The sequence below is a fragment of the Geobacillus sp. ZGt-1 genome, from assembly GCF_001026865.1.
Lineage (GTDB): Bacteria > Bacillota > Bacilli > Bacillales > Anoxybacillaceae > Geobacillus > Geobacillus thermoleovorans.
The window spans coordinates 323,907-333,729 of the sequence record NZ_LDPD01000023.1 but is presented as its reverse complement, the minus strand read 5'-3'; the positions used below and the strand labels follow the sequence as shown (position 1 = coordinate 333,729).

12 protein-coding genes and 3 pseudogenes are annotated in these 9,823 nt (G+C 54.6%); 13 read left to right on the top strand and 2 right to left on the bottom strand.

Annotated elements, in window-relative coordinates; all coding sequences use genetic code 11:
• Positions 1-307: 307 nt before the first annotated feature.
• The 6 genes and pseudogenes from rpmG to VU18_RS10380 all read left to right on the top strand — a co-directional run.
• Positions 308-457, top strand: a complete 150-nt coding sequence (gene rpmG / locus VU18_RS10400; protein WP_011231931.1) for a 50S ribosomal protein L33 — start codon at positions 308-310, stop codon at positions 455-457.
• 53 nt (positions 458-510) lie between these two features.
• Positions 511-1,083: a 5-formyltetrahydrofolate cyclo-ligase gene (locus VU18_RS10395; RefSeq protein ID WP_033007314.1), complete on the top strand. Its 573-nt coding sequence runs from the start codon at positions 511-513 to the stop codon at positions 1,081-1,083.
• The gene (locus VU18_RS10390; protein ID WP_047758071.1) at positions 1,073-1,846 is read left to right on the top strand and encodes a DUF92 domain-containing protein; all 774 of its coding nucleotides are present in this window, start codon (positions 1,073-1,075) and stop codon (positions 1,844-1,846) included. The genes VU18_RS10395 and VU18_RS10390 overlap by 11 nt, the downstream gene beginning before the upstream one ends.
• 77 nt (positions 1,847-1,923) lie before the next feature.
• Positions 1,924-2,103: a hypothetical protein gene (locus VU18_RS10385; RefSeq protein WP_011231928.1), complete on the top strand. Its 180-nt coding sequence runs from the start codon at positions 1,924-1,926 to the stop codon at positions 2,101-2,103.
• Positions 2,104-2,277: 174 nt separating this feature from the next.
• Positions 2,278-2,553, top strand: a pseudogene (locus VU18_RS20125) (rhomboid family intramembrane serine protease); the annotation flags it as partial.
• A gap of 1 nt (position 2,554) precedes the next feature.
• Positions 2,555-3,438: rhomboid family intramembrane serine protease (locus tag VU18_RS10380; RefSeq protein WP_236687360.1), on the top strand; the 884-nt coding region annotated here is incomplete at its 5' end.
• Positions 3,439-3,488: 50 nt separating this feature from the next.
• On the opposite strand, the gene VU18_RS10375 is transcribed toward VU18_RS10380, so the two are convergent.
• Positions 3,489-4,352, bottom strand: coding sequence for a hypothetical protein (locus tag VU18_RS10375; protein WP_011231926.1), 864 nt, complete (start codon positions 4,350-4,352; stop codon positions 3,489-3,491).
• A gap of 125 nt (positions 4,353-4,477) precedes the next feature.
• On the opposite strand from VU18_RS10375, the gene VU18_RS10370 reads away from it, so the two are divergent.
• The 6 genes and pseudogenes from VU18_RS10370 to VU18_RS20105 all read left to right on the top strand — a co-directional run.
• Entirely contained in the window at positions 4,478-5,941 is a 1,464-nt protein-coding gene (locus tag VU18_RS10370) for a spore germination protein (protein WP_021322345.1), read from the top strand.
• Positions 5,942-6,036: 95 nt separating this feature from the next.
• Positions 6,037-6,249: a YqgQ family protein gene (locus VU18_RS10365; protein ID WP_011231924.1), complete on the top strand. Its 213-nt coding sequence runs from the start codon at positions 6,037-6,039 to the stop codon at positions 6,247-6,249.
• A gap of 7 nt (positions 6,250-6,256) precedes the next feature.
• Positions 6,257-6,614, top strand: a pseudogene (locus VU18_RS20120) (ROK family protein); the annotation flags it as partial.
• A gap of 1 nt (position 6,615) precedes the next feature.
• A partial coding sequence (locus VU18_RS20115; RefSeq protein WP_236687359.1) for an ROK family protein occupies positions 6,616-7,210 on the top strand: 595 nt, incomplete at its 5' end.
• A 183-nt stretch (positions 7,211-7,393) separates the two neighbouring features.
• Positions 7,394-7,854, top strand: a pseudogene (locus VU18_RS20110) (peptidase M14); the annotation flags it as partial.
• A gap of 1 nt (position 7,855) precedes the next feature.
• Positions 7,856-8,554: M14 family metallocarboxypeptidase (locus tag VU18_RS20105; protein ID WP_236687358.1), on the top strand; the 699-nt coding region annotated here is incomplete at its 5' end.
• Between the two features lie 35 nt (positions 8,555-8,589).
• On the opposite strand, the gene VU18_RS17460 is transcribed toward VU18_RS20105, so the two are convergent.
• Positions 8,590-8,766, bottom strand: a complete 177-nt coding sequence (locus VU18_RS17460; RefSeq protein WP_011231921.1) for a DUF2759 domain-containing protein — start codon at positions 8,764-8,766, stop codon at positions 8,590-8,592.
• A 169-nt stretch (positions 8,767-8,935) separates the two neighbouring features.
• On the opposite strand from VU18_RS17460, the gene VU18_RS10345 reads away from it, so the two are divergent.
• Positions 8,936-9,568 carry an MBL fold metallo-hydrolase gene (locus VU18_RS10345; RefSeq protein WP_011231920.1) on the top strand — a complete coding sequence of 211 codons (633 nt, stop codon included), beginning with the start codon at positions 8,936-8,938 and terminating at the stop codon, positions 9,566-9,568.
• Positions 9,569-9,823 lie beyond the last annotated feature (255 nt).

Here is a 9,823-nt window from a genome sequence, read left to right as displayed (position 1 = left end):
TTTTGATCTGGTACGTTTCTTGCGCCAGGGAAACGGTCAAATGATCGATTTGTTCTTCGAGCGGTTTCAGTTCATCTTTCGCAAAAAAGGAAAGAACAAGGAGAATAATGGCTAGAGCTGCCAAAGCGATGATTGCGTATTCCACCACATGCATCCCTCCCCTTTTCACTATACCATACCATTCTCTGCTTGTGGCGCTCTTATTGAACAAAGATGAAATTTAGAGGTGGAAATCGCCGAAGAAAAATGGTATCATAGAAAGGTCTGATTATATATAAAGTATAAAGCTCGTTTGGAGGGAAAAAAGATGCGCGTGAACATTACATTGGCATGCACAGAATGCGGCGAACGCAACTATATTACATCGAAAAATAAACGCAACAACCCAGAGCGTTTGGAATTGAAAAAATATTGCCCGCGCGATCGCAAAGTCACGTTGCACCGCGAAACGAAGTAAGCAGTGGGAAGATGATTCCTGCTGCTTTTTATCTTTATGGGAGGAAGGGGAAGATGATGGACGGCAAACAGGAATGGCGCCAGCGCATGTTGAATCAGCTTCGGCAGCTTAAAGCGGCAGAAAAAGAGATGTACGATCGGCAAATCGCCGCTCATTTATATCGGTGGCCATTATGGCAAACGGCGCGGACGATCGCCATGACGGTGTCGAGAGAGACGGAAGTCAACACCTTGCCGATCATTGAACAGGCGTGGCGGGAAGGAAAAACGATCGGCGTCCCGAAATGCGATCCAAGGGCGAAAACGATGTCCTTTCGGCGGCTTGAGTCGTTTGCCCAGCTCGAAAAAGCGTACGCCGGATTGTTTGAGCCGATTGAAAAACAAACAACGCCGATCGACCGCGATGAGTTTGATCTCATCATTGTCCCGGGGGTCTGTTTTGCCAAAACCGGCTACCGGATCGGCTATGGCGGCGGGTATTACGACCGATATTTGCCGGGAGCTTCGGCGGTGACGGCAGCGCTGGCTTACTCCTTTCAAGTGATGGACGACATTCCGGCCGAGGAGCATGATGTGCCGGTGAAATTCATTATTACTGATCAAGGAGTTCTTCACTGTGAGCGATGAATGGTGGTATATCGCGGTCTCTGCCCTCGCCGCCGGCGGAGGATGGCTGTTGCGCTCGTTGTCCATATCAGGAGCGGCGGCAGCCGTTGTCATCGGCGCAGCGGTTGGATGCGGCTTTTCATGGGGCGGAATATGGGTGTTAGGCTGCTTTTTTGTCAGCTCCAGCTTCTTTAGCCACATCGGAAAGCAACGCAAGGCAAAACTGTCTGAAAAATTGGCGAAAGGCGGGCGGCGCGATGCCATCCAAGTGCTGGCCAATGGCGGGGTGCCGGCCGTGTTGGCGCTATTGGCCGCTGTCCGTCCCGACCCGATTTGGGATGATCTGTTTGTTGTCGCCGTCGCTGCAGCGAACGCTGATACGTGGGCATCTGAAATCGGTTCTTTAAGCCCGTGGCCGCCTCGGGTTTGGCCGAGCTTTCGGCCGGTGGAAGCCGGCACCTCAGGGGCTGTGACGCTCCTTGGCACGGCTGCTTCGTTTGCCGGCGCACTGTTTATTGCGGCTGTTGGCGTGTTTTTTCTCGACGTCCGACCCGTTTTTACTCTTGCCTTTTTCGGTTGGCTCGGCAGCTGGTTCGATACGTGGCTTGGCGCGGCTTGGCAAGCGGCTTACCGCTGTCCGGCATGCGGGGCGACGACTGAGCGGAAATGGCATTGCGGGCAGGCGACCATTCATATGAAAGGCTGGCGGTGGCTTGACAATGATGCGGTGAACGTTCTTTCGGTCATCTTTGCGGTGCTGGCCGCCTTCGTGCTGGCGCGTTAGACGCGCCCCGCTTCATATTTGGAGAGAAAAAGGGAAAAAGAATAACGAGCATGTCATATGATGAAGGAGGAACAACGATGAATAAATGGTCGTACCCGCTGCTTGTCGTTGCCGCTGGATGTCTTGCTTACCGCTATCGCTACCGAATGGCCGCCTTCGCATTGCGCGTTCCGTCGTTGCGAAAGCAACTTGTCCGATTTGCGCTCCACATTCCTCCTGTGCGCAACGCTCTTGTTTCGCAAATGTTGCGTCCATGATGCAATAGCGGTGAATCATTTTTGAAGAAGTCGGTTATGAAAAAACCGGCCGCCGCGGCCGGCGCCCGCCGGCCCATTCGCTCCGGTTTGCCGGACAGTCGATGAGTTGGCTTTGTTGCTGTTTGTCGGACTTGGCCTCGCCAGGGAAAGGGAGAGGAGAACGTGATGGGAACGATGGATGTACTGTTTTGGCAGCTTGTTCAGCGTTTGTCTCGCGGCGGCTACCGCATCGTACGGATGTCTGAGCAGGCCGATGAAGTATGGCTGGAATCAAACCATTGGCGTCGCCCAACACTCATCCGCCTCGTGCGCGCTGATTTTGATTGGAGCCGATCGTTGCGCCTTGATATGGAATATACATGGCAATTCGTTCAGCAAATGAGGGGATGGAATTTCAGCAAAGCGGGCCGGGTCATCAATGTTTATGTGATGGTGTATCCGCCGGTTGACNATTGGGAATTTCTTGTCGCCGAGCCGTTGCCGCTCTCTGGAGTGTCCGATGGCGTGCTTCATACGCTCCTCCTTCACAGCGGCAATATGGGGGACGTGCTGCCGCGGCTTGCGGAGATGACGGGTGTTGCGCTCCGTTTTGAGCCGCCTGTGGAAACGTCCGATCCGTTTGCTGCCGCCGAGCGCTTAAAGCGCGAGGTGGTCCGCGAATGGCGGCGCCGCCGTGAGGAGGAACGGCGCATTTTTGAGTATGGCAAGCCGATGTTCACCCGGCTGTTCATCGTCGTGCAGGTTGCGATGTTTTTGGTTCTCGAATGGAGCGGCGGGAGCACGAATCCGGATGTGTTGATCCACTACGGCGCCAAATTCAATCCGCTCATTGAGGCGGGAGAATGGTGGCGGCTGTTGACGCCAATGTTTTTGCATATTGGTTTTTTGCATCTGCTGACCAACACGCTCGCCTTGTATTATTTAGGGATCACGGTTGAGCGGCTGTACGGCTCGCTTCGCTTTTTGTTCATTTACGTAACGGCTGGATTTTTCGGAGCGCTGGCGAGTTTTTTGTTTACACCGTCATTATCGGCCGGGGCGTCGGGAGCCATTTTCGGGCTGTTCGGGGCTCTTCTTTACTTCGGCACTGTCTACCGGCATTTATTTTTTCGAACGATGGGGATGAACGTCATCAGTTTAATCATCGTCAACCTGTTGTTTGGCCTGCTTGTTCCCGGCATCGACAACGCCGGCCATATCGGCGGACTGGTTGGCGGTTTTTTGGCGGCTGGCGTCGTTCATTTGCCAAAACACACCGCTTTAGGGCGGCAGGCGGGAGCGTTGGCGGTGGCGGCGTTGCTTGTCGCCGCTGGCTTATGGATCGGATTTCGGTAAACGCCCCCACTTCGCTTTGTTTGAAGTGGGAGGCCTCTTTTCGAAATGTGTTAAAGAAGTTGCACGAGCATCACTTTTTCCCCGGTTTTCGCTTCAATGAGAACGAAGAGCCTACTGTAATCTTTGCGAATGAGAATGAGCGGCATCGTGCTGCCGATTGGCGAGAGGATGGATCCATCCTCTTTTTTTATGCCAAGGATGTACGACTTGTACAATCCTTCCCAAAGACGGCCGATGACGGTTTGCGTTTTTGCCGTTGACAACCCCGGCAACGGTTGTTCCGTGTAGGCGACGAGCTCCGGCAAATAAAGGGCGTAATAATCTTTCTTTGACAAAGAAAAGTGGGTGAGCAGCTCGTCCGCTTTATGACGAAGAAATTCATTCGTGGCTTTGTTCAAGACGCGCTGCCATTCGCGCTCGTCATCTGTTCTTGGCCGCCGGAACGATGCGCGCGGATGGTACGGTGAGTCAATGACGTACAAATAGCTGCTTGACATCGTTTGGCTGCTTGTGATGTTCTCTCCTGTATGCAGCTCGCCGTGATGGAACGAGACGGCTTGAAAAAAGCGGCTGTCCCGCATCCGGACCTTCTTTTCCATGTCGATGGCATCCGTGTTCGTTTTCCATTTCGACAGCACATCGGCCAAGCGGCCATCGGCAAACAACAACGAGACGTCCTGACGCAAATAGGCGCGGCGGTTTAAAATGGAGGCGGCTGACCAGCGGAGCGCGTAGCGTCCGGGTTCATTGCCGCCCTCAAGCGCAAGCGATGTTTTCGCTTCGATGAACGCCGCTTCGCGATCAAGCGGGAAAAACTTGATCGTTTCAGCGGTCTGATCGTGCTCCCACAGCGAGGCGAGCGCGGCGGCAAGGAAAAAAGCAAGCGCCATGAAGGGGATCATCCATCGTTTCATGACATCCTCCCGGATTGGACAAGGTTTTCACCAATATATGCATTGCAAGGAACATTTATGTATGAATTTCCTCATGCTTGTCTATGATGGGGAGTATACAGTGCAAACGATGCAGGGGGATGACGATGGAGAAACAGATGCCCAAACGCCTGGCGTCCCGTCGCCTTCATGACAATGCATCCTATTTAGCCGAACGGCTTGGAGTCGGGAAGAGCTTCGATGTCATTCGCCTTGACGTCGAATATGGCGGCCGGGCGATGGCGTTGTTTATGATTGACGGATTTGTCAAAGACGATATTTTGCATTATTTGATGAGATATTTGTCCCGGCTTGAGGAACACGAACTGGACGTTCACCCGCTTGAGAAGCTCCTGAAAAAATATCTTCCGTACGTCGAGATCGGACAGACAGACGACTTGGAAGAAGCGGTCGCGATGGTGCTTGCTGGGCCGACGGCATTAGTCGTTGACGGCGTTGAGCGGATCATTTTGATTGACGCCCGCACGTATCCGGTGCGCGGGCCGCAAGAGCCGGATACGGAACGGGTCGTACGCGGGGCGCGCGACGGTTTTGTCGAGACGATCGTCTTTAACACCGCGCTCATCCGCCGCCGCGTCCGCGACCCTTCCTTGCGCATGGAGTACGTGCAGGTGGCGCGGCGCTCGAAGACCGATATTTGCATTTGCTATATCGAGGAAATAGCCGACCCAGAACTCGTTCGCCGCGTTCGGGAATCGATTACCGCCATTGACACAGACGGGCTGGTTATGGCTGAGAAAACGGTGGAAGAGTTTATTTCCGGACGGCATTGGAATCCGTACCCGGTTGTCCGCTATACGGAACGCCCTGATACGGCAGCGGCCCATTTGTATGAAGGCCATGTGCTTGTGATCGTCGATGGATCGCCAAGTGTCATTATTACCCCGGCAACGTTTTGGCATCATTTGCAGCACGCTGAAGAGTACCGGAATAAGCCGATCGTCGGGGCGTATTTGCGGCTCGTCCGCTTTCTGGCCGTTTGGGCGTCGGTGTTTTTGCTGCCGCTTTGGTATTTGCTCATGATCGAGCCGGAACTGCTGCCGGATCCACTCCAGTTTTTGGGAAAGGCCAAATTGGGAGACATTCCGCTGTTTGCACAAATTTTGATGATTGAAATCGGGATGGATATGCTGCGAATGGCCGCCATTCATACACCGTCTTCGCTGGCGACCGCGCTCGGCCTCGTCGCCGCGCTTATGATCGGCGGCATCGCGGTGGAAGTTGGACTCTTTTCCAATGAAGTGATTTTGTATTTTTCCGTTACGGCCATCGGTACGTTTGCGACGCCCAGCTATGAAATGAGTTTGGCGAACCGGCTCGTCCGCATTGCCTTGCTCATTTTGTCGGGCCTGTTCGGCCTGTACGGTTATGTCATCGGCATCACCGTTTGGATTCTTGCCTTGGCGCGGATGACGTCATTTGGCGTTCCGTACTTATGGCCGTTCATCCCGTTCTCCTACCGAGCGATGCGCGACGTGCTCATCCGGTCGCCGATGCCGCTCAAAAACCGGCGACCGGCGATTCTTCACCCGCGCGACCCTGACCGCTGACGCAGGTGCTGATTTTTAGCGCCTGCGTTTTTTGTCTTGACGGCCGCGGCCGTTTGCCGCTACATTAAAAGAGGAAAAAAGGAGCATGAATGATGATGAAGACGGTATACGATGTTCAGCAGCTGTTGAAACGGTTTGGCACGATCATTTACGTGGGCGACCGGCTCGCTGATCTGGAGCTGATGGAAGAGGAAGTGAAAGAGCTGTACCAGTCCCAGCTGATCGATGCGAAACAGCTGCAAGCCGCTTTGTTTATTTTGCGGCAGGAAGCGCAAATGGAGCGGGAAAAACGGATGAAAAAAGGATGAGGATGCAATGGAACCATGGTTGGTAGGCATTGACCTCGGGGGCACGACAATCAAAATGGCGTTTGTCACCACCGAGGGTGACATCGTGCACAAATGGGAAATTCCGACGAACACCGCCAATCGCGGTGAGCATATCGTCGCTGACATTGCCCGATCGCTTGAAAAGACGCTCGCCCAGCTCGGCGGAGCGAAAGAGAGGCTGCTTGCCGCCGGCATCGGCGCCCCCGGACCGGTCGAAGAGGAAACCGGCATGTTGTATGAGACGGTCAATATAGGGTGGACGAATTATCCATTGAAGCAACGGCTGGAAGAGGCGACGGGGCTGCCCGTTTCGGTCGATAATGACGCCAATCTCGCCGCGCTTGNCGAAATGTGGAAAGGAGCAGGGGGAGGAGCGCGCCATTTGTTGTTTGTGACGCTTGGCACCGGCGTTGGCGGCGGTGTGATTGCCAACGGAGCCATTGTGCGCGGCATAAACGGCGCCGGCGGAGAGATCGGACATATGACGATGATCCCTGATGGCGGCGCCCGTTGCAACTGCGGCAAAACCGGATGTTTGGAAACGATTGCGTCCGCCACCGGCATCGTGCGGATCGCCAAGGAGAAATTGACCGCAGATGAGCGTCCGAGTGAGCTTCGCAACGGGGATGTGACGGCCAAAGCGGTGTTTGACGCCGCCAAAGCGGGCGATGCGCTGGCATTGGAAGTGGTCGATGAAGCAACGTACTATCTTGGTTGGGCGTTGGCGAATGCCGCCAATGTGACGAACCCGGAGAAAATCGTGATCGGCGGCGGCGTGTCCAAGGCGGGTGACATGCTTGTCGAGCGCGTGGCCGCCCATTTCCGCCGCTTCGCGTTCCCGCGCGTCGCCGCTGGGGCGAAGCTTGTTTTAGCGACGCTTGGCAACGATGCCGGCGTCATCGGCGCCGCCTGGCTGGCGAAAGAGCTTGTCGGCGCGTAAACAACGAAAGGTGTCCCAAAAAGGTTGGGGCGCCTTTTCTTATTGTTGGATGATATGAGATTGGAACGAACTTTAAAGAAGGAGATGTTTGCGAACATTCGTGCACTGCCGCCTGCCAGGCGCTCATTTTTTGCCGTCTGCCGACATATGTTAAGGTAAAGAAATGGGAAGGGGAGACGGCGCATGCACCTTCAAGCATGGCCCGGCGATACGTTTGAAACATATGGACGATGGTTTTCGGTGCCGACTGAACTGATCATCGATTCGAATCCGCATGTGGAAGAGGGATTGCGCCCTGGGCAGACCGTTGCCATCCCGGGATACGCGCCGATCGATACGTGGGAAGCGCTCGCTGACCGCCTATCGCTGCCGACGGAGGTGCTGCGGCGGCTGCCGGGGGCGATGGCGGTCATCAACGGAACAGCGCCGCTGCCGAAGCGGATTTCGTCCCCGGTCGTCCGCAGCGTCCGTCCGTACGATTTTGCCGCTTTGATGGAGGATATCACCGCCCTCGTCTGTCGCTATCCGTTTGTGCGCCAGCGGACGATCGGCCATAGCGTTCTCGGCTTGCCGCTCGTTGAACTGCAAATCGGCCGCGGGCCGGTGCGCGTGCATATGAACGGATCATTCCACGCGAATGAGTGNATCACGACGGCCGTAATCATGGCGCTCATCGACGAGTACGCGAGGGCGTTGGTTAACGATGACGAGCTTGCTGGCCATCGGGTGCTTGATTATTACCGTAAAGTGACTCTTTCCGTTGTGCCGATGGTCAATCCCGACGGCGTCAACCTTGTGCTGAACGGCCCGCCGGAAGAAGAGCCGCATCGGAGCGAAGTCGTCTGCATCAACGGTGGATCGCTCGACTTTTCGCAATGGAAAGCGAACATCCGCGGCGTTGATTTAAACAATCAATTCCCAGCTAACTGGGAAATAGAACAGACCCGCAAACCGCCGAAAGCGCCGGCACCGCGTGATTTTCCAGGATTCGCCCCGCTTACGGAGCCGGAGGCGAAAGCGATGGCGGCGCTCGCCGAGTCGGGCGATTTTGCGATGGTCGTCGCGTTTCATACACAAGGCAAGGAAATTTATTGGGGATATGAAGGGTTCGAGCCGCCGGAGGCGAAGGCAACGGTTCAGGCGATGGCTGAAGCAAGCGGCTACCAGGCTGTTCGCTACATTGACAGCCATGCCGGCTACCGCGATTGGTTCATTCAAACGTGGAAGCGGCGCGGTTACACGGTGGAGCTCGGCGAGGGTGTCAATCCATTGCCGCTCTCGCAGTTTGCGCGAATATACCGCGACAGCCTCGGCCTGTTTTTAGCAGCGCTCAAAATGGCATAAAAAAACGCAAGAGGCATGATTCGCCTCTTGCGTTTTCAGTGCGTGCCGGTTGGAATGCCATGATGTAAAATGGTCATGATGGTAAACCAGCCGAATACGGCGGTAGTGGCAAGTCCAAACAAAAATCCGAGCACGTTTTTCTCGCGCAATGTACGGAGCATTCCATAAAGGGCAAGCAACGTCACAAGTGCAAAAATAATGACCGTACCCATCGTTTTACCCCCTCATGAAACAGTATGTACAAACGTGTCCATTCTTTTTCATTGTAATCTTTTTTCCTCCATTTGTCGAGGTCCCTTTCTCTTTTCTCTTCCATCGCTTGAAAAAAAGCAGTAAAATAAAGTTAAATATTGGACATGTCAAGGAAAGGAGGAGATGGCCATGGAATGGACGCGCATCCCTGTCGGCCCGATTCAGGCCAACGCTTACTTGTTGTCGTCTGCAGATCGACAATGCCTGATCGTTGACCCCGGCGCGGAAGGCGCGGCGCTCGTCCGCCGGATCGAGGAAAAAGGGCTGACCCCGTTGGCGATTTTGCTGACGCATGCGCATTTTGACCATATTGGCGGCATCCCGGACGTGCTTGCCCGCTGGGACATTCCAGTGTATGTGCACGAAAAGGAAAAACAATGGCTGCAAGATCCGGCATTGAATGGCTCGCTTTATTTCGGCGGTCCGGTCGCTGTCCGCTGCGAACCGACATGCCTGAAAGGACCGACGGTGCTGAACATTGGTCCGTTTGCGTTGGATGTCCGCGAAACGCCGGGTCATTCCCCGGGCAGCGTCTCGTATTATTGCAAACAAGCCAATATTGTGTTTTCCGGCGATGCGCTGTTTGCCGGCAGCATCGGACGCACGGATTTGCCAGGCGGCAACCATCAGCAGCTGTTGAAAAGCATTCATGACGAACTGCTTACGCTGCCGGAGGAAACGATCGTTCTTTCAGGCCATGGGCCAGAGACGACGATCGCCGCGGAGATGGATGCAAATCCGTTTTTGCATGGGTTTTCGTAAGAAAAAAAGCCGTCTACGTCGGCTTCACACAAGCAATTCCCTCGGGCAAACGCAGGCGGCTCCTTTGGGCAAGGAAAAGCGNAACGGAAGGCCTCCTGGCGCCGGAACACACAAAAAAACCCTTCTTAGCCGCGCCAAGAAGGGTTTTTGGGGGATGTTCTATCCACAATAATGGGAGGGGATATAGTTAAGCTGCTACTATAACAATATATGATTATTTTCACTATGTCAACAGTAAAAAAGTGAACGACTCCC

Coding starts and splice junctions, on each gene's coding strand:
- VU18_RS10375 (WP_011231926.1), bottom strand. CDS start 4,352: ATGAAACGATGGATGATCCCCTTCATGGCGCTTGCTTTTTTCCTTGCC.
- VU18_RS10370 (WP_021322345.1), top strand. CDS start 4,478: ATGGAGAAACAGATGCCCAAACGCCTGGCGTCCCGTCGCCTTCATGAC.
- VU18_RS10395 (WP_033007314.1), top strand. CDS start 511: ATGATGGACGGCAAACAGGAATGGCGCCAGCGCATGTTGAATCAGCTT.
- VU18_RS10365 (WP_011231924.1), top strand. CDS start 6,037: ATGAAGACGGTATACGATGTTCAGCAGCTGTTGAAACGGTTTGGCACG.
- VU18_RS10385 (WP_011231928.1), top strand. CDS start 1,924: ATGAATAAATGGTCGTACCCGCTGCTTGTCGTTGCCGCTGGATGTCTT.
- VU18_RS10345 (WP_011231920.1), top strand. CDS start 8,936: ATGGAATGGACGCGCATCCCTGTCGGCCCGATTCAGGCCAACGCTTAC.
- rpmG (WP_011231931.1), top strand. CDS start 308: ATGCGCGTGAACATTACATTGGCATGCACAGAATGCGGCGAACGCAAC.
- VU18_RS17460 (WP_011231921.1), bottom strand. CDS start 8,766: ATGGGTACGGTCATTATTTTTGCACTTGTGACGTTGCTTGCCCTTTAT.